Below are 22,311 nucleotides of genomic sequence, written 5' to 3'. Positions count from 1 at the left end.
CTCGAGGCAGCCCGGGGCTCTCCCTCGGGCTGCCCCGGCCGGACGACGCGACCGCGATCACGGTGACCGGGACGCGATCCTGAAGGCCATCGTCCACGTCGACCGCACCGGCATCTCCTGGCGGCAAGGGACGCTCCGCCGAGCCATCGGCCGGCATCATCGACGCCCAAAACGGCAAGAACTCCGCCAACGTTCCCGCCCACAGCCAGGGCTACGGCGCCGGTAAGAAAGTCGCCGGCCGCGCAGACGCGCTGCTCACCCCGCACATCGCCGGATCACTCGGCGGCGAGTTGCCCCGCCTCGCCCACCTGGCCCTCGACGAGCTCGCCAGGTACGCCCAGGGCCTGCCCTTCCTGCACGGTGTCGAAGCGGAGGAGCTGACCAGAAGCGCCTGACATTGAGGTCGGCATCACCACCCTCGTGGCGACCACCACCAACGCGGCCGATGGGGAGGTGTCCGCTGCGCTGGTCGGGCCTCTGGGCGCCTGACGCCGACGGTGGCCGTTCGAGGGTGGTGGGGTGGCGTCGGCTCTTGGGGTGAGGCCGCTGTGGATGGCTCACACCGGGAGAGCGGGGCGGGCCTCGGAGCGTGATGGCGCGGGGGGACTGGGCGGCCCTACGCTGCTCGCATGGACAGACGGGTGATCGACGGCCGCTTCGAGTTGATGGAGCGGCTCGGCGGTGGGGGCATGGGCCTGGTGTGGCGGGCCTGGGATGTGGCCCTGCACCGCGAGGTCGCGCTCAAGGAGGTACGCCCTCCGGACCTGTCCATGGACGAGCAGGACCCGGCCGGCGCCCGCGAACTCCGCGCCAGGGTGCTGCGGGAGGCCAGAGCTCTGGCCCGGCTGAACCATCCGCACGTCGCCACCATCCACCACATCGTCGACCCGGGCGAACACGGCTATCCGTGGATCGTCATGGAGCTGGTCTCGGGTGGCTCGCTCCAGGACCGCATCCAGCGCGGCCCCATGCCGCCGCACGAGGTGGCGCGCCTCGGCCGTGAGGTCCTGTCCGCGCTGCAGGCCGCGCACGCCGTCGGCATCCAGCACCGTGACGTCAAACCCGCCAACGTCTTGTTACACGAGGACGGCCGGTCGGTGCTCACCGACTTCGGCATCGCGGCCGTGCGGGAGTCCACGAGCCTGACGGCCACCGGGGCGTTCATCGGCTCGCCCGAGTACATGGCGCCCGAGCGCATCAACGGCATCGAGGGAGACCCGGCCTCCGACTTCTGGTCGCTCGGCATGATGCTGTACGTGGCGGTGGAGGGACGACACCCGCTGCGCAGGAGCACCACGCTGGCCACGCTCGCCGCCGTGCTCAACCAGGACGTGCCGCCGCCGGAGCGCGCTGGGTCGCTCGCCCCTGTGCTGAGCGCCCTGCTCAGACGCGACCCGGCGGGCCGCCCCGACGTCGAGACCCTCGACCGCATGCTCGCCTCGGCCGCCGACCCAGGCTCGGCCCCCTCCTCGTTCGGCTCGGATCCTTCCCCGGTCTGGGCGCCGTCGTCGGGCTCGGGTCCTTCTCCGGTCTGGGCGCCGTCGTCGGGCTCGGGTCCGTTCCCGGCTGAGGCCGCGTCGCCGATCTCAGGGTCGCCCTCCGTCCCAGGGCCGCACTCGATGCCCGCCGCGATGGGACCCGCGCCGCTGGGCGCCGCCCACACCGCGCCGCCTGTGTCCGGGCACGCGGAGCCGCCCATGGGCAGGCATGCGGGGCCGCACGTCGCAGGGAACACGGTGCCACCGGTGTCCGGGGCCACCGTGCCGCCCGGGTACCGGCACGCCCCGCAGCCATCCCCCTGGAACGCGGCTCCGATCAAGGGACCGCGCACCGGGCAGCCGCGCCGCGCACCCGTGGCCCGTACCGCGGCGATCGTGGTGTCGGCGGCGGTGGCCGTCACGGTGACCGGCGTGCTGGTGTGGCAGCTGCTCCCCACACAGCCCAGGGAAGTCGCCGAGGACATCCCTTCGGCGAAAAACACCCCGGCGATGACCACGGACCGCGAGTCGCCGAAGGCCACCACACGCGCCACGCCGGGCAACCTGCACACCCCGGCGGGAATGCGCGCCATGATCGCCAAGATCAAGCCCACCATCGGCGGCACCAAGGTCGTCAAGCTGACGGCGTACCCGACCTACGCCTCCATCGAGGCGCCGCTCAAGCGGGACAAGGCGATCTACGACAGGTACGACTACCGCGACGGCGCGGTCGTCCGCTCCGGCATCGGCGGCAAGGTGGACACGCCGGTGGTGGACCTGGACCAGTACAACTGGGACGCCCTCCCCGCCCTGCTCAGGAAGGCCGACAAGGACCTCGGCGTCCCCAAGCCGACCCTGCGGTACGTGATCGCGGACCCCGACTACGCGTTCGCCAGCCCGCACCAGGTGCTGCTCGTCTACGTGTCAGACGGCTACCGCACGGGCTATCTGGTCGCCAACCTCCAGGGCAAGGTCGTCAGGACGTATCCGAGCGACTAGCGCAGAAGAGCCCCTCAGCCCATGTCAGGCTCATCCCAGAACGGCGGGACGAACGCGCCGTCGCAACGCGTCACAACCTTCCCGTCGCGGATGCCGAGCAGCTCCGGCTCCTCGTCCTCGTACCACCGCTGGTGGCCGAAGAAGGACCCGTTCCCGTGGAGCCGCGCGACCAGCCGGTCCATCAGCTCGGCCACCTCGGCATGCCCATCGGGGTGGACCTCCCAGCGGCAGGTCAGCGCCCAGCGTCCGCCATCGTGGTCATCCGCGCGCACCAGGATCGAGTAGCCGGCGCCGGGGATCTTCGAGGCAGCGTACGGTGAGCCGTCGTCCCACGCCGGCTGTGGAGACTCCTTGATCACCCAGTCGCCGTGCTCATCCCGCACCGGCTTCTGCTCCTCGGGCAGCAGATCGAGAACCTCGTTGACGACGATCGTCTCCTCGGTGATGTGCTCGGGCCGCGAGCCGAGGCCCAGGTGCCAGCGCAACTCGCCGAGTTCGGTCTCGGACAGGTCGCCGCGCAGGTCCATCGCCAGCATGAGTTCGTGAATGTCAGCCACGGCAGCACCGTATCGACGCGGGCCGACACCGGGCAGCGTCGTCAGCAGCTGTCCTGGTAGCCGCTCTCAGGGATCAGCCGGGTCCACTCCGCCCGGCTCAGCGCCCCGCCTGCCTTGGCGCACACCTCCACCGCCGCCAGCGCGGGATCGACCGGGCTCTCGCGTACGGTGCCGTCGAGCGCCACGCCGCGCAGCCGCCTGCCGTCCTGGGTGAAGGCCGGGATCGCGGCCCACGAGCCCGCCTGGCCGACCTCGCGCATCGTGCTCGTGTCCCAGAGCGAGGTACGGGCGGCGTCGATGGCCAGCAGGTCGCCGTCGGGGGAGAAGCGGAGCTCGTCCACCGGCGCCGTGCCTGTCTCGATCGTGCCCCGCGGCTCCTGTTCGCGTACGTCCCAGAGCAGCACCCGGCCGCCTTCCAGCCCGAACGCCAGCGTGCGCCCGTCGGGGGAGAAGGCGAGCGCGGTCGGGGCGGCCGGGGCGTCGTCGGCGTCGAGAGCCTGGACGGCCTCGCGGGACCGGGTGAGGTCGAGCGGGGCGACCTCGCCGGTCCGCAGGTCGAGGAGCTTGGCCCCGGCCGCCAGCGTCGAGCCGTCGGGGCTGAAGGCCAGCGCCAGGTCGCCCGCGCCCTCGTACGCCTTGATGCGCCGTCCCGCGCGCACGTCCCACGTCTCCAGCGTCTTGCCGCGCGCGGTGGCCAGCGTGTCGCCGGCAGGGGAGAGCGCGACGGCGGTCACGTCGCCGCCCACGTCGATGGCGGCCACCTGCCTGCCGCCGCTCACCTCCCACACGGTCACCGGGTCGCCCGCGACGGCGAGCAGCCGGCCGTCCGCGTCGAAGGCCAGGTCGCCGGCGGCGGCGATGCGGCCGAGCGTCCTGCGTTCGACGGCATCGGTGAGCTCGATGGCGTCGCCGACCTCCTTGGCGGCGACCCGCCCGTTGCCGGAGAAGGCGGCGGTGCGGCCGTCCTCCGAGGGGATCGGCAGCCCCGAGACGTCGAGGGAGACGACGGACCCGGTGCCGCTCAGATAGCGCAGCGAGCGTCCGTCGCCGGAGAAGGCCAGGCCGCGCTCGGGGTTCCGGAGCGGGTAGACGCCCGCGAGGCGGCGCTCGGCCACGTTCCAGACGCGTACCTCTCCTTCGCCTGGCAGGGCCAGCAGGCGGCCGTCGGGGCTGAAGGCGGGCGGGTCGGCGGAGGTGCGGCCCAGGTCGTCGTCGCCGACCACCTCGACGCCGGGCAGGACGCGGGCCTTCGTGCTGTCGTGGGCCGCGTAACCGGCGTCCTGCCTGTCCGCGCTCAACACCTGGGGACGGCCGGTGGGTGACGGCGTGACGGCAGGCTCACGTCCGGCGAAGGCCGATGGGCTCGGTGACGACGATGGGCTCGGTGACGATGACGGGTTCGGTGACGATGACGGGTTCGGTGACGACGACGGGTTCGGTGACGACGACGGGGTCGGGGACGCCGCGCCCGTCGGCACACGTCCGGGCGGCGCCGTGATCGCCGGTCCGGGACGGGCGGTGGCGAGCGTCTCCCCGCGGGCGGTCCCGTTCTGCCGCGCCGCCACGAGGGTCACCCCGTCGCGCCCGGCCACCGCGAGCGTGGCGCCGTCCGGGCTGAACGCCAGGGCGGGCGCCGCCGCGTCCGCGCCGGTGAGCGGCTGGACCTCGACCGCGCCCGTCCGGGTCCGCCCGCCGAGCGCCCACAGCTCGACCCGCCCGGTCAGGGTGGAGAAGGCCGCCGCGCTCCCGTCCGGGGAGAGCGCCACCTGGCGGTCGGTGACGTCGAACAGCAGCCGCCCGCCCCGGTAGACCCTGGTCCTGTTGCCCTGGGTGATCGCATATGCGGTCGTCGCGGCGGGCGGTCGCCCGGTGGCCACCTCGAACGGCCTGCCGTCGGTCCCGACCGCGTACTTCCCGTCGTCGCTCAGCATGCTGCCCGCGGGCAGCGGGTACGACGCGAGCCGCCGCCCGCCGGTCACGTCCCAGACGGTGACCTCTCCCGTGCCCCACTTGACCAGCTCGTCCCCGCGCAGCAGGTAACGCGCCCGCACGTCGGCGGTCGGGTCGGTGAACGTCCCCAGCTCCGGCTGCACGAGAGAGGCCTGCAGCGCGACCCGCGCCTCGAACACCGGCGACAGCTTCCAGGCGGCCACGCTCAGCCGCATCGCCGTGCGCGGGTCGGACGACCGCAGCGCCTCCGCCCTGGCGGCCACGGCCCGCGCGTTGGCCTCGATGAGCTGCGCGCGCAGCTGGTTCTGCCCGTTTACGGACACCACCGCCAGCGTCACCGCGATGGCGAGCACCGCACCGAGCGTCGCCAGCGCGGGCGCGAGCAGCTTCCTGCGCTGCTTGGACAGGGCCACGCTGTCGTTGACGAAGTCGCGTTCGAGCTGGTTGAGGCGGAGATGACGGCGCTTGGTCGCGGCCCAGGCGAGCGCGGTGTCGAGTGACTCGCCGCGGAGCAGACGGCTCCTGCCGCGCCGGTGCTCGGACCAGGCTCTGGCGGCCTCGCGGATCAACCGGTGGGCCTGCAGGCTCTCGCGCTCGTCCGCGACCCAGTCGCGCAGCCGGGGCCAGGCCCGGTAGAGCGCGGCGCTGGCGGGGGCCACCCGGCTGTCGCTGACGGCCACGAGCTTGCCCACGGAGGTCTCGGTCGGCGGCACGCGTACGCTGCGGCGTACCAGGAGGCCCGCCTCCATGAGCGGACCCAGCACGTCGCCCTCGTCGTGCGGGGTGTCGCCGTCGAACAGGCGCAGCAGCAGCCCCGGCACCTCCGCCTGCTGCCGCGGCGTGAGCCCCTGGTACGCCTCCTCGGCCACCTCACCCAGCGAGCGCGGCCCCGTATGCCCCTCCGGCGGCCGCACCTCCGCCGCACCCCCGACGACACGCAGCTCCCGCGCCGCCGGCCGGTCGGCGGGGTCCTTGGCCAGGGCCCGCCCGACGGGCTCGCGCAGCGGTTCGGGCAGCACGTCCAGATCCGGATCGGCGGTCAGCAGCCGGTGCATGACCCCGCCCAGGCTCTCCCCGCTGAACGGGTCGAGCCCGGTGGCCGCGAACACCACTACCGCGCCCCACGCGAACACGTCGGCCGCCGCCCCGGCCTCCTTCCCGGTCAGGACCTCGGGCGCCGTGTACGTGTACGTCCCGCCGGCGGGCACACCCAGCTCGATCACCTTGGGACCGCCGGCGGCTAGCAGCACGCTCTCCGGATTGAGCCCTCGATGCGTAAGCCCGGCCTCGTGCAGCGCCTCCAGCGCGGACGCCAGCGCCCCGGCCAGCGCGACCAGCTCGTCGCCTGCGTAGGGCCCGTGCAGCTCCACCGCCCGCCGCAGGTCGGGCCCGTCCACGTATTCGCTCACCACGTACGGCACGCCCTCGTCGGCCCCGGCGGCGACCACCTCGGCCAGATGGGGGCAGCTGATCCGCTCGAAGCGGCGCCCGGCCTGGCCTTCCCGCGACCCCCGCGGCACGGTGACCGCGAAGCGCCGCCCCTCGTCGTCGTACGCGTCGTAGACCACGCCGCGACCGCCCGCGCCGAGCCGGGCCGCCAGCCAGAAGCCGCCGAGCCTCTCGGGGTCACCGGGCACCAAGCGCATCGTCACTGATGCTTAGATGCACGACGCCGCATTTTGGTTGTCCCCGAAACATCGCAGTTCACCGGACGCCACAGGTCCCCCGCGCGCCTCGGGGGACCCATGCGTCATGATCATTATGCCAAACTCAGCGGGAGCCGGGGACCGGCAGACCCATGGCCCGCAGTGCGGCGTCCCGGACCTCCTCGGGGCGCATGCTGCCGACGTCGCACCTCAGGTCCGCCACCTCGCGGAAGTACGGCTCCCGGCGGGCCCGCATGGCGGCGGGTCCGAAGGCGGGGCGGTGGTCGCTCGACTTCATCCGCTGGGTCAGCACCTCGTCGTCGGCGTCCACCCAGAGCACGAAAGCCTCCTTCATCGCCTCGCGCACCCGCGGGTCCTCGACCGTGCTGGCGGCCGCCGCGATGACCTCGGGCTCCCCGGCCAGTTCGTGCAGCACGTGGTCGGCCTCGTACCGGTGCAGCGTCTCCGCGCTGTCGCGGGCGGCGATCTGCGCGGCGGTGCCGCCGTACCGCGCCTTGAGGAACGGATCGCTGTCACTGAACGGCAGGCCCAGGACCTCCGCGATCAAGCGGCCGACCGTCGACTTGCCCGAGCCCATCAGCCCGACCACTACGACTGGTTTGTTTTTCGACATGTGGATAGAGGTTCCTTCGTGTCAAGGAGGTAAATCTGATGACCATCGCCGGAAGCATCATCCTCATCATGCTCGGCGCGATCCTCACCTGGGCCGTCGAGTTCGACCTCGCCGGTCTCGACATCAACGTCGTGGGGGTCATCCTCATGCTCGGCGGTCTCGCGGGACTCCTGTTCGGCATCTACAGGATCAGCGTGACCCGTAGGGCGGTCGGGGCGATCGACGAGCCCGTTCACCGCCACGACGTGTACGAGGAGCCTGAGGCCCGCAGGACCACCGTGTACGAGGAACGCCGCCACTACGACGAGCCGCCGCTGTAGGAGGTGAATCGACATGCCAGCCGTCGAAGAGCTGCCGTCGACCATCAAACGTTCGCCGAAGAAGGCCCAGAACACGTGGATCAAGGCACACGACAACGCCGTGAAGGAGTACGGCGAGGGTCGTCGCGCCCACATGACCGCGTTCGCCGCGCTGAAGCACTCGTTCGAGAAGGTCGGCGACCACTGGGAGCCGAAGGAGAAGAAGGGCCCCTCCGACAAGGGCGCGACCGACCGGTCAGGCCGGACGGCCGAGGGCGTCAACGCCAACGCCAGCAAGGAACACCTGCAGAAGGTGGCTGCCCAGCTCGAGGTACCCGGCCGGTCGAAGATGACCAAGCAGGAGCTGGTGAACGCCATCAAGAAGGCCAACCGGAGGGCCACGGCGAAGGCCCGCTGACCGGGGGGCTTCCACACTCCGAGGGCCGATGGCGGACACGCCGTCGGCCCTCTTCCATGCCCCCAGCCCTCACAGCAGCCGCTTGACGGCCTCGGCGATCGCGTGGCGGTCGATGCGCGCGAGAGCGAGCTGCTCCTCGGGCGTCGCGGACGCGGGCAGGCCCGTCACGGCCAGCTTCACCACCCGCGGCCCCAGCTCGCTGACCGCGTCCATCACCGCGTCGGCGAGGCCGCCCTCCAGCCGGTGATCCTCCACCGTGATCAGGTTGCCCGTGGTGGTGGCCGCCTCGACCAGCGCCGACGTGTCGACGGGCTTGACCGAGTACAGGTCGATCACCCCCACGGGGATCCCGGCGTCGCGCAGCTCGTCGGCCGCCGCCAGCGCCTCGTGCACGGTCACGCCCGCGGCCAGGATCGTGGCCCGGTCGTTGTGCGAGTGGCGCAGGATCCGTGAACCGCCCACGGGGAACCGCTCGCCCGGCTGGTAGATCACCGGCGTGTTGCCGCGCGTCGTGCGCAGGTAGGACACGCCTTCGATGTCGGCCATCTCGACGGTCAGCGCCGCCGCCTGGTTGGCGTCGCACGGATAGAGCACGGTGCTGCCGTAGACGGCCCGCATCATCGCCATATCCTCGAGGCCCATCTGGGAGGGGCCGTCCTCGCCGATCGACACACCCGCGTGCGAGCCGACCAGCCGGATCGAGGCCCTGCTCACCCCGGCCATCCTGATGAAGTCGTACGCCCTGGTCAGGAACGCCGCGAACGTGGCCGCGTACGGCCGCCACCCGCGCACCTGCAGGCCCACGGCGGCGGCCACGAGCTCCTGCTCGGCGATGTACATCTCGAAGAACCGCTCGGGGAACTCCTTGGCGAACGCCTCCGCCTTGGTCGAGTCCGCCACCTCGCCGTCCAGCACGACGACGTCCTCCCGCGCCGCGCCGAGCGCCGCGAGCGCGTCCCCGAACGCCGTCCGCGTGGCCACCTTGTCGCCCACCTCGTACGTGGGCAGGCTCATCGGCCTGGTCTCGAACCGGTACGGCGCCGGGGCGTCGTCGGGCTTGTGCACCTCCACCCGCACGTCCCTGGGGCCGCCCAGCTCCTCGAGCGCCTTGTCCGGGTCCTTGAGCGGCTTGCCGTGGGCCCCTTCGCGGTTCTCGACCTCCAGGACCCCCTCGCCCTTCCGGGTCTTGGCCAGGATCACCGTCGGGCGCCTGCGCGTGTTGCAGGCGTCGCTCAGGGCGAAGTCGATCTGCCCGGGGTCGTGCCCGTCGATCTCGATCGTGTGCCAGCCGAACGCCCCGAACCTGCGCGCGTACGCCCCGGTGTCCCACCCGTGCCGGGTGGGGCCTCGCTGCCCGAGCCGGTTCACGTCCACGATCACGGTCAGGTTGGCCAGCCCCTCGCAGCCCGCGTGCTCGGCCGCCTCCCAGATCGACCCCTCGGCCAGCTCGCTGTCCCCGCAGAGCACCCACACCCGGTACGGCAACCGTTCCAGCCGCCCGGCCATGGCCACCCCGACACCCACCGCCAGGCCCTGCCCCAGCGACCCCGTCGCGACGTCCACCCAGGGCAGCCGGGGCGTGGGATGGCCTTCCAACCGGCTGGAGCGCTTCCTGAACGTCAGCAGTTCCTTGTCGTCGATGGCCCCGGCCGCCTTGTAGAGCGCATAAAGAAGGGGCGACGCGTGCCCCTTCGAGAAGATCAAGTGATCGTTGGCCGGGTTGTCCGGGTGATCGAAGTCGTAGCGTAGGTGGCAGGCGAACAGCACGGCCATCAGATCGGCCGCCGACATGGACGAGGTCGGATGGCCGGATCCGGCCTCGGCGGCCGCCCGTACGGAGTCGACGCGGAGCTGCGCGGCCAACTCGGACAGATACTGAAGATCGCGCTCGGGCATCATGGCCTCCTCGGAAACGGTTTCCCGCCGCCTACCCCGCCAAGCCCGCTTAACCCCGCCCCAGGCGTGATCGGTTGCGCCCTTCGCCGGCGACCGGGAGCACCCGGTGCCGGCGGATCGGGGACCGCCGAGGTCATGGGCTACGGCGGCGGAGGGCGGCGAGAGTGACGGCGGCGCCTCCGGCCAGGGCGAGGAGGACCGGGCCACGGTGTTGCGACAGCCAGAGCTGGGGGCTGCGGGCATGGGAGCGCCTGTCGAACGAGCCGTGAGCGCCGTAGTCCTCGGTGTCGTCCGCCGGCTCCCACAGGTTGGACACGCCGCTCGGCGGCTTCTCGTCCGTCTGCTGGGAGCGCGCGCCGGTCCTGGCCACATAGCGGTCCACCAGCGCCGGGGCGACGCGCTGGGCCAGGAGGGTGGCGGCCGTGCTGGCGCCCACCCAGTACTCCTTGCGCTCCGGGTGCTCGGCCGCGTACACGATGGCCCTGGCCGCCACCTCCGGCTGGTAGATCGGGGGTACCGGCTGCGGGTGGCGGCGCAGCTTGGACAGCACCCAGTCGAACTGCGGGGTGTTGACCGCGGGCAGCTGCACCAGGCTGACGTGGATGTCGCTGCCGTCGGACAGCAGCTCGGTGCGGAGCGACTCCGTGAAGCCCTTGATGGCGTGTTTCGCGCCGCAGTACGCCGACTGGAGCGGGATGCCGCGATAGGACAGCGCCGAGCCGGTCTGGATGATCGCGCCCGTGCCGCGCCCGCGCATGAGATCCAGGGCCACCTTCGTGCCCCAGACATAGCCCAGGTACGTCACCGCGGTGGTGCGGGCGTACTCATCCGGGGTGATGTCACTGAACTTGGCGAAGACGGAGGAGAAAGCGGTGTTGATCCAGACGGAGATGGGTCCCATCTCGGCCTCGATGCGCTCCGCGGCCAGCCTCACCTGGTCGTAGTCCGCCATGTCTGCCTCGAATACCTGCCCCGTCCCTCCTTCCGCGCCCACGTCCACGGCGGCGGCGCCCAGCCCGGTCGTGCCCCGGGCGATGAGCGCCACCTTTGCCCCGCGCTGCCCCAGCAGGCGGACGACCGCGCGTCCGACCCCGCCGCTCGCGCCTGTCACCACTACGACCCGCCCTTGAAGTGGTGCCATGTGCAGATCAGCCCGCCTCTCCGTTTTGTCGCAGTTTCTGGCGCCGTACGGCCAGGACGATGTCGACCACTGTGGCGATGCCCAGCACGATGGCGACCCCGGTCATGACCGGGGCGCGGGCGATGATCCCGAGCACCGCGAACGCGAAAAGGAACACCAGCATGAACGACCCGACCCTGATGTGCACCACGTCACGTGGTGTGGCCGGCACCATGGGATGACCCTTCGCGTCTCCTTCCTCGTGCCACTTTCCGTTATCAGGCAAGTCAGACATGCGGCTCATCTGCCCGTCCTGTTTGTTGCCTAACGTCGTGGGTAGCGGCCATCCGTGCCCGACCTGCATCCCAGTGACCCGAGTCAGCCGGGGTTCGTGCGGAGGCGCCGCGGGCGCGGCTTCAGCTATCTGGGTCCTGACGGGCGTCCGGTGCGTGACCGCGTCACGCTGGACCGGATCAAGGCGCTCGCCATCCCCCCGGCCTGGACCGACGTGTGGATCTGCAAGTCGCCGCACGGCCATCTGCAGGCCGTGGGGACGGACGCGGCCGGGCGCAGGCAGTACCGCTACCACGACCTCTGGCGCGAGCAGCAGGACCAGGCCAAGTTCGACCGGGTGCTCGAGGTGGCCGAGCGGCTGCCGGCGTTCAGGAAGGCCGTGGACGCCCAGCTCGAAGGGCGCGGCCTGACGAGGGATCGGGTGCTGGCCACCGCCGCCCGCCTGCTCGACATCGGTTTCTTCCGCATCGGCGGCGAGAGTTACGACACCTACGGCCTCGCCACGCTCAGGATGGAGCACGTCACCTGCGCCAACGGCATCATCACGTGCAGCTATCCGGCCAAGGGCGACATCCTGCGGGAGGTCGAGGTGGCCGACCCGGGGGCGTGCAAGGTGCTCAGGTCGCTCAAGGCGCTCGGCGCCGAGGGGGAGCTGCTGCGCTACCGGCACGCGGGCGGCTGGGCCGACATCAGGAGCGAGGACATCAACGACTACCTGAGAGACACCATCGGGTACGAGGTCACCGCCAAGGACTTCCGCACCTGGCACGCCACCGTCCTGGCCGCCGTGGGCCTGGCGGTGTCCAAGCCGGCCGGCCAGAAGCAGCGGGCGGTCGCCTGGGTCATGCGCGAGGTCTCCGAATACCTGGGCAACACCCCCACGGTCGCCAGGGCGTCGTACGTGGACCCTCGCGTGGTCGAGGCGTACGACCAGGACAGGACCATCGCGTCCGTGCTGACCGAGCTCGGCGCGGACGCCGACTTCGGGCAGCTGGCCACGGCCGGCACAGTGGAGCGGGCGGTCATCGACCTCATCCGTGCCGTTTGAGCGGTTTATACCCGGGCATGCGGCGACAGAAGAAGGAGGCGAGTGATGGAAGCTCCGCAGTACGTCGCGGCCCGCGTCCAGCAGGCGCTGGCCGAGGACGGACGCACGCACGAGCTCGGAATCCGCGTCGACATACGAGGTGATCAACTGTTCCTGCGCGGCCAGGTGAGCGGTGCGGGACAGCGCGAGCGGCTCGCGCAGGTGGCGCACGAAGCCGCACCCGAGCTCCATCTGCACAACGAGATCAGGGTCGTGGAGGCCAGTGAACCGGGGGAGGATGAGCGTCTTGACTGACCTGCGCATAGCAGCCGTCGGAGACATCCACCTGGGGGAGGACGACAGAGGACAGTTCAGGAAGAAGATAGGGGGCATCGAGGAACGCGCGGACGTGTTGATGCTGGCGGGAGACCTGACCAGGCACGGCACCCTCGAAGAGGGGCGCGTCGTCGCCGACGAGCTGCGCGGCCTGCCGATCCCCGTGGTCGCGGTGCTCGGCAACCACGACTACCACTCCGACCTGCAGTACGAGATCGCCGGCGAGCTACGTGACGCCGGCGTCGTGGTGCTGGACGACGACGGCGCCGTCATCCAGTGCGGTGACAGAAAACTGGGCGTGGTCGGCGGCAAGGGATTCGGCGGCGGGTTCGCGGGCAAATGCGCCAGCGAGTTCGGCGAGCGCGAGATCAAGAACTTCGTCGCCCACACCCGCTACATCGCCGAGTCGTGGAAGGTCGCGCTGAAGGAGATCGTGGCCGAGAAGCGCGTGGTGCTGTCGCACTACTCCCCGATCAAGGAGACGCTGGAGGGCGAGCCGCCCGAGATCTACCCGTTCCTCGGCAGCTACCTGCTGGCGGAGGCGGTCGACACGGCGGGCGCCGACCTGATCCTGCACGGGCACGCCCACAAGGGCAGTGAGAAGGGCATGACGCCGGGCGGCATCAGGGTGCGTAATGTCGCGCTGCCGGTGCTCGGGCGGGCCTACGCGGTCTACTGCCTCGACTGCGAGAGCGGATTCTAGAGGACCTTCGCGGCTATCAGGCATATGTCGTCCTCGGCGTTCTCCCCGCCCAGCCGCTTGAGCAGGCACCCGATGATCTCCTCGGGATCCTCCCCGGCGCAGCAGTGAGCGGCCTGGACCAGGGCCTCCAAGCCGGTCTCCAGGTCCTGCTCACGCCGCTCGACGATCCCGTCCGTGTAGAGCAGCAGGACGTCGCCGGGCTTGAGCCTGGTGGTGGTCAGACCGTACTCGGTCGCGTCGAATGCCCCCAGCATCGTCCCCGCGGCCCCCTGGACCAGCGCGGCGTGGTCATTCCTGATCAGCACGGGCGGGGGGTGGCCCGCGTTCGTCCAGGCATAGGTGCGCGCGTCGGGGTCGAAGTGGCCGATGATCGCGGTGCCGGTCACGGTGACGCCCTCGGTGGAGTGGACGATGAGGTCGTTCAGCCAGGTGGTGAGCCGGCCCGCGTCAGCTCCCGTGTAGGCCAGCCCGCCGAGGCCCGAGCGCATCTGGAGCATGATGCTCGCCGCGGTCAGCCCGTGTCCCATCGCGTCGCCGATCGCGAGGAGCACCCGGCCGTCGGGCAGCAGGCGGGCCTTGAACCAGTCGCCGCCGAGCCGGGCGAGCTCCTCGCCCGGCAGGTAGCGCACGCCGATGGTCAGCCGGGGCAGGTGGATGCGCCCGCGGCGGATCGGCATGATCGTGTTCTGCAGCTGGACGGTGACCCGGTGCTCCTCCTCGGCCCGCTGGCGCTGCCAATGAGCCTGCTCGTGCGCCACCGCCAGGGCCCGTTCCTTGCGGCGGTTCTTGGTCACGTCCTGCGCCAGGCAGCGCACCTTCACCGGCAGGCCGTCGGCGTCGAGTATCGGCTCGCCGTACACGCTGAGATGGCGCACCCCGTGCCGGTGCTGGATGCGGAAGCCGGTCTCGACCGCCTCCCTGAACTCCAGCAGGCAGTGCATCATGTCCTCGATGACCGGCAGGTCCTCGGGCACGACGGCGCCCGGCAGCTCCTCCAGCGACATCGGGCCGTCGGTGCGGTCGCGGCCGAACATCTCGTACATCTGGGGCGTCCACAGCGTGCGCTCCGTGGCCAGGTTCCACTCGCCCCAGCCCAGCTCGGCCAGACGCTGAGCGCGTTCCCAACCGGAGACGAGGAGTTCCTCCTCGTCGAGGGCCCGCCAGCTCACCAGCAGCCCGTCGTTCACGCGCGAGGCACGCACGCTCAGCGTGGCCGGCCAGAGCAGGAAGTCCACCACTTCCACGTACTCCAGTGGCTCCCGGAGCACCGATTCGCCGGTCTCGTACACGGCGATGTAGTCGTCGAGCAGCCCGCAGCTGGCCACTCCCGGGGTGGCCGCCATGAGTCGGCGTCCGGCCAGCTCACCGGCGGCGCGCCCCGGCACGGTCATGGCGTGTCGGTTGGCCGCCAGGATGCGGAAGTCCACCACGCGGCCCAGAGAGTCTTTGATGGGCGTGAGGTAGAGGGCCGAGGCATGGACGGCTTCCAGCATCCCGCGTACCGACGCGGGCACGGCGAGCGCGAGTGTCTCCTCCTCTTGAGGGCGCTCGATGCCCTTGGCGACCTCGATGAGGTCGAGTCCGCTGTGCTGCGCCATACGGGCGAGCTGTGCGGCGGCCTCACCGGGGCGGATGTTCAGCCGCGTCGCGAGCCGGGCGGTCGCCTCGTCGAGAATGGCCTCGTTACGCATGCGATGCCGCAGTCGCGCGAGCTGTTCACGTACTCTCGCCGAGGCCGCGCCCGTTTCGAAGCGGCTGAACGGCGGATATTTGCTCACACGCTCCCCATGCCCTGGGGAGCGCGGAGCTTACACATTGAAGATGCTCACCCCACCAGGGCCGACGAGGAATCCGAGTACGATGAGCACGATGCCCCATAGGAGGTCGCGCCGGGCCAGGATCACGTAGATCCCGGAGATGACGAGTATTACCGCGATGATCCAGAGCAAAGTAGCCATGTCACTCCTGCTGCCCTCAGGAAGAGTTACATAACATGTTTTTCCCTGACCCAAAGGGCAGGGAATTCGCATGACGACCTTCGGCTATTTCCTGTCTTGCGAAGAGCATGGCCCTAAAGAGCTGGTTAGGCAGGCCAAGGCCGCCGAACGCGCCGGCTTCGAGGCGCTCTGGATATCCGATCACTTCCACCCGTGGCTCGACGAGCAGGGGCAGGCGCCGTTCGTCTGGTCCGTCATCGGCGCGGTGGCCGAGGCCACCTCCCTGCCGATCACCACTGCCGTGACCTGTCCGCTCGTACGCACGCACCCTGCGATCATCGCCCAGGCCACCGCCACTACGGCGGCGCTGACCGGCGGCCGTTTCCGGCTTGGCGTGGGCACCGGCGAGGCACTCAACGAGCACATCCTGGACTCGCGCTGGCCCCCGGCGAGCGAGCGGCTGGAGATGCTGGAGGAGGCGGTCGGGCTGATCCGCGAGCTGTTCACCGGCAAGCTGGTCACCCACAGGGGCCGCCACTACAGCGTCGACAACGCCCGGCTCTACACGCTGCCCGACGAGCCCGCGCCCATCTACATGTCGGCGTTCGGGCCGAAGTCCCTCCAGGTCGCCGGGCGCCTCGCTGACGGGTACATCTCGACCGCGCCGGACGCCGACTCCGTGCGGGCGTTCCGCACGGCGGGCGGCGAGGGCAAGCCGTCGCTCGGCGGCCTCAAGGTCTGCTACGCCACCGACGAGTCGGCCGCCCGCAAGACCGTGCACCGCCTGTGGCCCACGCAGGGGATCAAGGGCGAGGCCTCGCAGCTGCTGCCGCTGCCGCGGCATTTCGAGCAGCTCGCGCAGATGGTGACCGAGGAGGAGGCCGTGAACGGCAGCCCGGTCGGCCCCGACCCCGACGTCCACGCGGAGGCCATCAGGCAGTACGTGGACGCGGGCTTCGACGAGGTCTACGTCAACCAGATCGGGTACGAGCAGGACGCGTTCTTCGACTTCTACGAGCGCGAGGTCCTGCCGCGGGTCCGTTGACGGGAGCCCGTTGACGGAGGTCTGTCACTCCGCGGACTTCATGAGCTTGGCGTAGGCGAGCTGCAGCCAGTCCGAGATCGCCACCGCGGTCATCGTCGCGCCCACGAGCCTGGTCACCCTGGGAGACAGCACGAGGCCGGCGGCGTACGCGGTGGCCACCCACTGGGCCAGGCAGAACGGGCAGGCCAGCAGCTCGCCCAGCGCGCCGCGCGGCGCCTCCTTCACCTCGGCGGGGCCGCCCTGCCCCTCGTACCGGGTGAACGGAGCGCGGAGCGGGCTGGTGACGGGGTCCTTGGACAGCCGCCGCGACACCTTGTGCGTGCACGCCGCCATGAGCAGCAGGTCCATCACGCCGACGTGATCGGGCACCCGCCGCCCGGCCAGCATCGTCGCGGCAGCGGCGACCGCCACCGTGCCGCCGTACGCTCCGAGGATGCCGGCGTAGCCGCGGAGCGGGCGATCGTGCCCGCCCTCATAGTCCTGTTCGGTCTTCTCGAGGATTTCGGTCATAGAACCTGGCGCTACCCTCATAGACCCACGTCCAACGTCTAGTTGACGATCGTTTGGGTAGCCCGAAAACATGACTAGCCACGGCCACGCGGTTACCGATGCCATTCTCGACACGCTCAAGCGTGCCAGTTCCGGCCTGAAGGATGCCGGAGTGAAGTTCGCGCTGGCCGGTGGGTGCGCCGCGTACGCGAGGGGCGCCGCGCCGTCGCTGCACGACGTGGACTTCGTGCTCACGGAGCATGATGTGCCGGCCGCGCTTGAAGCGCTGCGCGAGCTGGGCTTCCAGACGGCCAAGCCGCCGGAGGACTGGCTCGTCAAGGCGTACGACGAGGGACGCCTGGTGGACCTGATCTTCCGGGTGTCCGACCTGTCGATCACCGACGAGCTGCTCGACCGTGCCGAGCCGCTCAAGGCCTCCGCGGTGATCGTGCCCGTACTGGAGGCCACTGATCTGGTCATCACCTGGCTGCTGCCGTTGTCGGAGCACGCCTGCGACTACGGGGCGCTGCTGGCCCAGGTGCGCGCCCTGCGCGAGCAGGTCGACTGGCCGCGGGTGGCGGCCGTGCTCCAGGACTCGCCGTACGCGATGACGTTCCTCACGCTCCTGGAACGGCTGGACGTGCTGGAGGGCCCGATCGAGCCGGTGGGAGACCCCAAGTGGCCGTGAGACACGGGCGGCCGCCCCGCCCGTGAGACACGGCGAAGGGCCGCGCCCCTGGTGGGGCGCGGCCCTTGTCTTACGGCACAGGAGGTCAACGCGGGAAGCGGCCGTAGTAGTCGCCTATCCGCGTCCGGTACTCGGGCTCCTTGAACGTGCCTTCGTCGAACTCGGGCGCGTCCTTGATCTCGGCCTTGGTGCGCGCGACGTGGACGTCACGCTCCTGAGGGTCGATGCTCGTGACGACCTGGGCCGGGAGCATGACCTTCTTACCGAAGATCCAAGGACCGGTGTCGACGATGATGTAGCTCTCGCCAACCTCGTACGTCGCCTCGTCGACGGTCCCGATCTTTCCGTCGGTCGCCTGGACGTGGTAGCCGATGAGGTCCAGGGCCTGACCGCGGTCGTAGACGTCAGGTCGATAGTTCCAGAGCTCCATGGGGGCTCTCTCCCTCTCTTCTTCCGTCCTTCTCGGGCCCACTCCTGCTACCCGTACGGAGCCGGGTAAACCTACGGCAAAGCACTCGCCGTCCGGCGGCCCTGCCCGATCCTCGGCTACGATCCCGGTCACAAGCCGTAAGGAGGCCGGATGGACCTCGGAAACGAGTACGAGTGGGCTCCTCCCGGGGTCGATCCGACACAGGCGAGCGTGGCCCGCGTGCACGACGCCCTGCTCGGCGGCATGGAGAACTTCGCCTCAGACCGCGCGGTGGCGCGCAAGCTGAAGGACGCGGTGCCCGAGGTGGTGGACCTCGTCTGGTGCAACCGCGCCTTCATCGGCAGGGTGGTCGACTTCCTGATCCGCGAGGCCGGCATCAGGCAGATCATCGATCTGGGCGCCGGGCTGCCCACGGTGGAGAACACCCATGAGGTGGCCCAGTTCGCCGATCCCAGGTCCAGGGTGGTCTACGTCGACGTCGATCCCATGGTCGAGCCCCACGCGCGCGCCCTGCTGAACGGCAATCCGTACACCGACGCCATCACCGCCGACGTCCGCGACGTGGACGCCGTGCTCGGCCACCCGGCGCTGCGCCGCCTCATCGACCTGTCACAGCCCACGGCGATCCTGATCGTCGGCGTGCTCCACCTCCTCCCGGACCAGGAGGACCCGCACGGGCTGGTCAAGCGGTACATGTCCGCGCTGCCGAAGGGCAGCTACCTCGCCGCCTCCAACATGCTGGCCTCGGCCAACCCCAAGGCCCAGGCCCTGGAGGCCATGCTCCACGCCACCATGGGCACCGGCTTTTTCCGCGACCGCGACTCCATCACCTCGCTCTTCGACGGGCTGGTGCTGGTGGAGCCCGGGGTGGTGCACTTTCCCGAATGGCATCCCGACGAGCGCATCCCCGGCCCGCTCGCGACCTGGGAGGAGCTCCTGCTGGGCGGCGTGGCCCGCAAGCCCTAGCCTCCCGGTTCGCACGCTATGGTGGTCGGCGTGCCACGACGGTTGATCTGCTCCCCGCCCCCCGCCCTGTAGCGGGCGGCAGGCGTTTCCTGAACTTCCGGGTCTGAGCGATCCGGGGGTGGTTGCTGCCCGCAGACCGGGCCCATTCCAACCACTCCATCCGGAGAACTCCTCTCATGACCCATGTCTCCGCCCGGCGGGGCGCCCTTTACGTGTCCGTGGCCGCGACCGCCTGGGGCACAGGCGGCGCCGCCGGCTCACTGCTCTTCGAGACCGGCGGCCTCGGCCCCGCCGGCGTCTCCCTGTGGCGCTACCTCCTCGGCGCCGCCTTCCTCCTCGTCCTCATCCGCGGGCCCGTCGTCGTCAACGGGCGGCTGCTGCTGCTCGGGGCCGGAATGGCCGTCTACCAGGCGGCGTACTTCGCCGCGATCGCCCACGCGGGTGTGGCCGTCGCGACCGTGGTGACGATGGGTGCGACGCCCGTCTTCACCGCGCTGGGCAGCCGCTTCCTCCTCCGCGAGCCGCTCGGCCGCGTCGCTCTCACCGCCCTCGTCGCCGCCGTGGCCGGGCTCGTGCTCCTCACCGGCGAGACCGCGCTGCGGTCCCGTCCCTCATCGGTCGCCGGCATCGGGTTCGCCCTGGCCTCGGCCGCCGGGTACGCCGGGGTCACGCTCTGGTCCAGGCGGCACAAGGGTGAGGACCCGCAGAGCGTGGCGATCGGGGGGTTCGTGGTCGGTGCGGCGTGCCTGGCGCCGTTCGCGCTGGTGGAAGGGGTGGTGCCGCACGTGAGCGCGACGTCGGTGTCGCTGCTGCTCTACCTGGGCGCGGTGCCGACCGCCCTGGCCTACGGTCTGTTCTTCAGCGCGCTCACCGTGCTCCGCGCGACCACGGTGTCGATCATCTCGCTGGGCGAGGCCGTGGGCGCGGCCGTGCTCGGCGTGGCGCTGTTCGGCGAGCGGCTCACGCCTCTGGCCTGGTCGGGATGCGCGCTGCTGCTGGCGGCCGTCGCCGTTCTCGCCGTACGCGTCGAATCCGGGTGACTCGGACATGTGTGATGTGACGGTGCAGCGCGCCGAATGAGTTAAGGTCCGGTACGGCGACGCTTGCCGTATCGTCGCTCCGCCCTCCCCGGCGACAGAGGGAACGGTGTCGGCGAAGCGTGCGTTGGAGGAACTGTGGCCTCACTAAAGGGAATTCTCAGGAACCTCCTGGACCGTCCAGGCGGGGTCCCCCTGACCCCCTACCTCAAGGTCGTCAAGGCGGCGGACGAACGCGCGGAGCGGCTGCGCGGGCTCGAGGAGCTGCCCGAGCCCGCCATGGACGATCTGGCCGAGTTCTGCGCCATCGCACGCGAGGCCGCCGACAGGACGCTGGGGCTGCGGCCGTACGACGTGCAGTTGCTCGGCACGCTGGCCCTCCTCGACGGGAAGGTCGCCGAGATGGCCACCGGCGAGGGCAAGACCCTCTCCGGGGCCATGGCGGCGGCGGGCTACGCGTTGCAGGGCAAGCGTGTCCACGTGATCTCGGTGAACGACTATCTGGCCAGGCGTGACGCCGAGTGGATGGGGCCATTCTACGAGGCGCTCGGCGTCAGCGTGGGCTGGATCGGCCAGAACTCCTCGCCGGACGAGCGGCGCGAGGCGTACGCGAAGGACGTCACGTACGGGCCTGTCAGCGAGATCGGGTTCGATGTGCTGCGTGACCGGCTCCGCACCGACACGAGCGAGATCATCGTGCCCGCGCCCGAGGTCGCGCTGATCGACGAGGCCGACTCCGTGCTGGTCGACGAGGCCCGCGTGCCGCTCGTGATGGCCGGGTCGACCGATCCTGGCAACGCGGTGCCGGAGATGGCGGCGCTGGTCAGGCAGCTCGTCCGCGGCTACCACTACGAGATCGACGAGCAGTCACGCAACGTCTACCTCACCCCCAAGGGCGCCGACAGCGTCGAGAACCTCCTCGGCGTCGAGCTCTACGACGAGCACGAGCCGGGCACGCTCATCGAGCTCAACCTGGCCCTGCACGCCCACGCGCTGCTCGCCCGCGACGTCGACTACATCGTGCGCGACGGCAAGGTCCAGCTGATCAACCCCTCGCGTGGCCGGGTGGCGTTGCTCCAGCGCTGGCCCGACGGCCTGCAGGCGGCCGTGGAGGCCAAGGAGGCGCTGCCGCCGAGCGAGAAGGGCGAGATCCTCGACTCGATCACCGTCCAGGGCCTGATCCGCCGCTATCCGGAGATCTGCGGCATGACCGGCACGGCCGTGGCCGTCAGCGAGCAGCTCGGCGAGTTCTACGGCCTCAAGGTCGCGGTCATCCCCTCCAACCGCCCGTGCGTACGCGAGGACGAGCCGGACCGCATCTACCCGACCGGCCCCGACAAGGACGCCGCGCTGGTCGAGGAGATCCAGGAGGCCCACTCCACGGGCCGGCCCATCCTCATCGGCACGCTCGACGTCGCCGAGTCGGAGAACCTCGCCAAGCTGCTCCAGCGCCGCGGCATGGAGCCGGTCGTGCTCAACGCCAAGAACGACGCCGAAGAGGCCGCGATCATCGCCAAGGCGGGTGAGCGCGACGCCATCACGGTCTCCACCCAGATGGCCGGCCGCGGCACCGACATCCGCCTCGGCGAGGGTGTCGCCGAGCTCGGCGGTCTCTACGTCATCGGCTCGGGCCGTCACGCCAGCAGCCGCCTCGACGACCAGCTCCGCGGCCGCGCCGGCCGTCAGGGCGACCCGGGCGGCTCGGTCTTCTTCGTCAGCATGCAGGACGACCTGATCACCCAGTTCGTGCCCGACGAGCGGCCGCCCGCCGCCGACGCGGACGGCGTCGTCCGCCACCGGCGCGGCGCGTACATCGTCGGCCACGCCCAGCGCGTCGCCGAGGGCGTCAACCTGGAGATCCACCGCAACACCTGGCGCTACACCCGCCTCCTGGAGCACCAGCGGGAGCTCATCCTGGAGTGGCGCGACAAGGTCCTGCACGGCGACGCCGCCTCCAAGGCGCTGTCCACGGCCGACCCCGAACGCTGGGAGTCCCTGCCGGAGGACACCAGGGACGAGACGGCCCGCCAGATCGTCCTGCACGCCATCGACCGCTGCTGGACCGAGCACCTGGCGTTCCTGACAGACCTCCGCGAGGGCATCCACCTGCGCGCGCTGGGCCGGATGAGCCCGGTCGACGAGTTCCACCGGGAGGCGGTGGCGGAGTACAAGTCGCTGCTGGCCGAGGTGGAGCGGCGCTCGCTGGAGTCCTTCGAGGCGCCCGAGCCTGATCTGAAGCGGCCGACGGCGACGTGGACGTACCTGGTGCAGGACAACCCGTTCGGCACGGAGTGGGACCGGATCCTCAAGCGCGTCAAGACGGCCACCCGCCGCGGATAGTCCCCAATCCGTACCTGACAGA

General features: G+C 70.8%; 22 protein-coding genes. 11 read left to right on the top strand and 11 right to left on the bottom strand.

The window, feature by feature from the left end; translation table 11 throughout:
* Positions 1-275: 275 nt before the first annotated feature.
* Positions 276-398, bottom strand: a complete 123-nt coding sequence (locus tag ABD830_RS23845) for a hypothetical protein (protein ID WP_344991196.1) — start codon at positions 396-398, stop codon at positions 276-278.
* A 231-nt stretch (positions 399-629) separates the two neighbouring features.
* Between ABD830_RS23845 and ABD830_RS23840 the strand changes: the two genes are divergently transcribed.
* The gene (locus ABD830_RS23840; RefSeq protein WP_344991193.1) at positions 630-2,477 is read left to right on the top strand and encodes a serine/threonine-protein kinase; all 1,848 of its coding nucleotides are present in this window, start codon (positions 630-632) and stop codon (positions 2,475-2,477) included.
* Between the two features lie 14 nt (positions 2,478-2,491).
* Here ABD830_RS23840 and ABD830_RS23835 read toward each other — a convergent pair whose 3' ends face one another.
* The 3 genes from ABD830_RS23835 to ABD830_RS23825 all read right to left on the bottom strand — a co-directional run bounded on the left by ABD830_RS23835 (position 2,492) and on the right by ABD830_RS23825 (position 7,264).
* The gene (locus tag ABD830_RS23835) at positions 2,492-3,034 is read right to left on the bottom strand and encodes a hypothetical protein (RefSeq protein ID WP_344991189.1); all 543 of its coding nucleotides are present in this window, start codon (positions 3,032-3,034) and stop codon (positions 2,492-2,494) included.
* A 41-nt stretch (positions 3,035-3,075) separates the two neighbouring features.
* On the bottom strand, positions 3,076-6,630 hold the full coding sequence (locus ABD830_RS23830; RefSeq protein WP_344991186.1) for a protein kinase family protein: 3,555 nt from the start codon (positions 6,628-6,630) through the stop codon (positions 3,076-3,078).
* 124 nt (positions 6,631-6,754) lie between these two features.
* Entirely contained in the window at positions 6,755-7,264 is a 510-nt protein-coding gene (locus ABD830_RS23825) for a shikimate kinase (protein ID WP_344991184.1), read from the bottom strand.
* A gap of 38 nt (positions 7,265-7,302) precedes the next feature.
* Between ABD830_RS23825 and ABD830_RS23820 the strand changes: the two genes are divergently transcribed.
* Positions 7,303-7,584: a hypothetical protein gene (locus tag ABD830_RS23820; protein ID WP_344991180.1), complete on the top strand. Its 282-nt coding sequence runs from the start codon at positions 7,303-7,305 to the stop codon at positions 7,582-7,584.
* Positions 7,585-7,597: 13 nt separating this feature from the next.
* A complete protein-coding gene (locus tag ABD830_RS23815) occupies positions 7,598-7,981 on the top strand; it encodes a ChaB family protein (protein WP_344991177.1) in 384 nt (127 codons plus the stop codon).
* 69 nt (positions 7,982-8,050) lie between these two features.
* Here ABD830_RS23815 and ABD830_RS23810 read toward each other — a convergent pair whose 3' ends face one another.
* The 3 genes from ABD830_RS23810 to ABD830_RS23800 form a co-directional block, all read right to left on the bottom strand.
* Complete coding sequence (locus ABD830_RS23810) at positions 8,051-9,877, bottom strand: transketolase (RefSeq protein ID WP_344991173.1); 1,827 nt, start codon at positions 9,875-9,877, stop codon at positions 8,051-8,053.
* Positions 9,878-10,010: 133 nt separating this feature from the next.
* Positions 10,011-11,018, bottom strand: coding sequence for an SDR family oxidoreductase (locus ABD830_RS23805; RefSeq protein WP_344991169.1), 1,008 nt, complete (start codon positions 11,016-11,018; stop codon positions 10,011-10,013).
* Positions 11,019-11,025: 7 nt separating this feature from the next.
* A complete protein-coding gene (locus ABD830_RS23800) occupies positions 11,026-11,232 on the bottom strand; it encodes a hypothetical protein (protein WP_344991166.1) in 207 nt (68 codons plus the stop codon).
* A 156-nt stretch (positions 11,233-11,388) separates the two neighbouring features.
* Here ABD830_RS23800 and ABD830_RS23795 point away from each other — a divergent pair, with 156 nt between their 5' ends.
* Genes ABD830_RS23795 through ABD830_RS23785 form a run of 3 tightly spaced genes read left to right on the top strand, consistent with a single transcriptional unit; the run spans position 11,389 to position 13,357 of the window.
* A complete protein-coding gene (locus ABD830_RS23795; RefSeq protein ID WP_344991163.1) occupies positions 11,389-12,339 on the top strand; it encodes a DNA topoisomerase IB in 951 nt (316 codons plus the stop codon).
* Positions 12,340-12,384: 45 nt separating this feature from the next.
* Entirely contained in the window at positions 12,385-12,633 is a 249-nt protein-coding gene (locus ABD830_RS23790) for a BON domain-containing protein (RefSeq protein WP_344991160.1), read from the top strand.
* The gene (locus ABD830_RS23785; RefSeq protein WP_344991158.1) at positions 12,617-13,357 is read left to right on the top strand and encodes a metallophosphoesterase family protein; all 741 of its coding nucleotides are present in this window, start codon (positions 12,617-12,619) and stop codon (positions 13,355-13,357) included. Before ABD830_RS23790 ends, ABD830_RS23785 begins: the two co-directional genes overlap by 17 nt.
* Here ABD830_RS23785 and ABD830_RS23780 read toward each other — a convergent pair.
* Together ABD830_RS23780 and ABD830_RS23775 are read right to left on the bottom strand one after the other, a co-directional pair.
* On the bottom strand, positions 13,354-15,135 hold the full coding sequence (locus tag ABD830_RS23780; protein ID WP_344991155.1) for a PP2C family protein-serine/threonine phosphatase: 1,782 nt from the start codon (positions 15,133-15,135) through the stop codon (positions 13,354-13,356). The two genes, ABD830_RS23785 and ABD830_RS23780, sit on opposite strands and share 4 nt — an antisense overlap.
* Before the next feature lie 30 nt (positions 15,136-15,165).
* Positions 15,166-15,315 (bottom strand): GPGG-motif small membrane protein, encoded by a 150-nt coding sequence (locus ABD830_RS23775; protein ID WP_165959640.1) that lies wholly within the window; start codon positions 15,313-15,315, stop codon positions 15,166-15,168.
* A 70-nt stretch (positions 15,316-15,385) separates the two neighbouring features.
* Here ABD830_RS23775 and ABD830_RS23770 point away from each other — a divergent pair, with 70 nt between their 5' ends.
* Positions 15,386-16,339, top strand: a complete 954-nt coding sequence (locus ABD830_RS23770; RefSeq protein WP_344991152.1) for a TIGR03557 family F420-dependent LLM class oxidoreductase — start codon at positions 15,386-15,388, stop codon at positions 16,337-16,339.
* Between the two features lie 24 nt (positions 16,340-16,363).
* On the opposite strand, the gene ABD830_RS23765 is transcribed toward ABD830_RS23770, so the two are convergent.
* Positions 16,364-16,849, bottom strand: a complete 486-nt coding sequence (locus tag ABD830_RS23765; protein ID WP_344991149.1) for a DUF1360 domain-containing protein — start codon at positions 16,847-16,849, stop codon at positions 16,364-16,366.
* A gap of 70 nt (positions 16,850-16,919) precedes the next feature.
* Here ABD830_RS23765 and ABD830_RS23760 point away from each other — a divergent pair, with 70 nt between their 5' ends.
* Positions 16,920-17,516 carry a nucleotidyltransferase gene (locus ABD830_RS23760; protein ID WP_344991146.1) on the top strand — a complete coding sequence of 199 codons (597 nt, stop codon included), beginning with the start codon at positions 16,920-16,922 and terminating at the stop codon, positions 17,514-17,516.
* Between the two features lie 85 nt (positions 17,517-17,601).
* On the opposite strand, the gene ABD830_RS23755 is transcribed toward ABD830_RS23760, so the two are convergent.
* Positions 17,602-17,946: a PRC-barrel domain-containing protein gene (locus ABD830_RS23755; protein WP_344991144.1), complete on the bottom strand. Its 345-nt coding sequence runs from the start codon at positions 17,944-17,946 to the stop codon at positions 17,602-17,604.
* 150 nt (positions 17,947-18,096) lie between these two features.
* Here ABD830_RS23755 and ABD830_RS23750 point away from each other — a divergent pair, with 150 nt between their 5' ends.
* The 3 genes from ABD830_RS23750 to secA2 all read left to right on the top strand — a co-directional run bounded on the left by ABD830_RS23750 (position 18,097) and on the right by secA2 (position 22,289).
* Complete coding sequence (locus tag ABD830_RS23750) at positions 18,097-18,912, top strand: SAM-dependent methyltransferase (RefSeq protein ID WP_344991141.1); 816 nt, start codon at positions 18,097-18,099, stop codon at positions 18,910-18,912.
* 176 nt (positions 18,913-19,088) lie between these two features.
* On the top strand, positions 19,089-19,952 hold the full coding sequence (locus ABD830_RS23745; RefSeq protein WP_344991138.1) for a DMT family transporter: 864 nt from the start codon (positions 19,089-19,091) through the stop codon (positions 19,950-19,952).
* A 135-nt stretch (positions 19,953-20,087) separates the two neighbouring features.
* Positions 20,088-22,289 (top strand): accessory Sec system translocase SecA2, encoded by a 2,202-nt coding sequence (secA2, locus tag ABD830_RS23740; RefSeq protein ID WP_344991135.1) that lies wholly within the window; start codon positions 20,088-20,090, stop codon positions 22,287-22,289.
* The last annotated feature ends 22 nt before the right edge of the window (positions 22,290-22,311 follow it).

Source organism: Nonomuraea helvata (genome assembly GCF_039535785.1).
GTDB classification, from domain to species: domain Bacteria; phylum Actinomycetota; class Actinomycetes; order Streptosporangiales; family Streptosporangiaceae; genus Nonomuraea; species Nonomuraea helvata.
The sequence above is the reverse complement of the archived record's forward strand: the minus strand, read 5'-3'. Positions and strand labels throughout refer to the sequence as shown.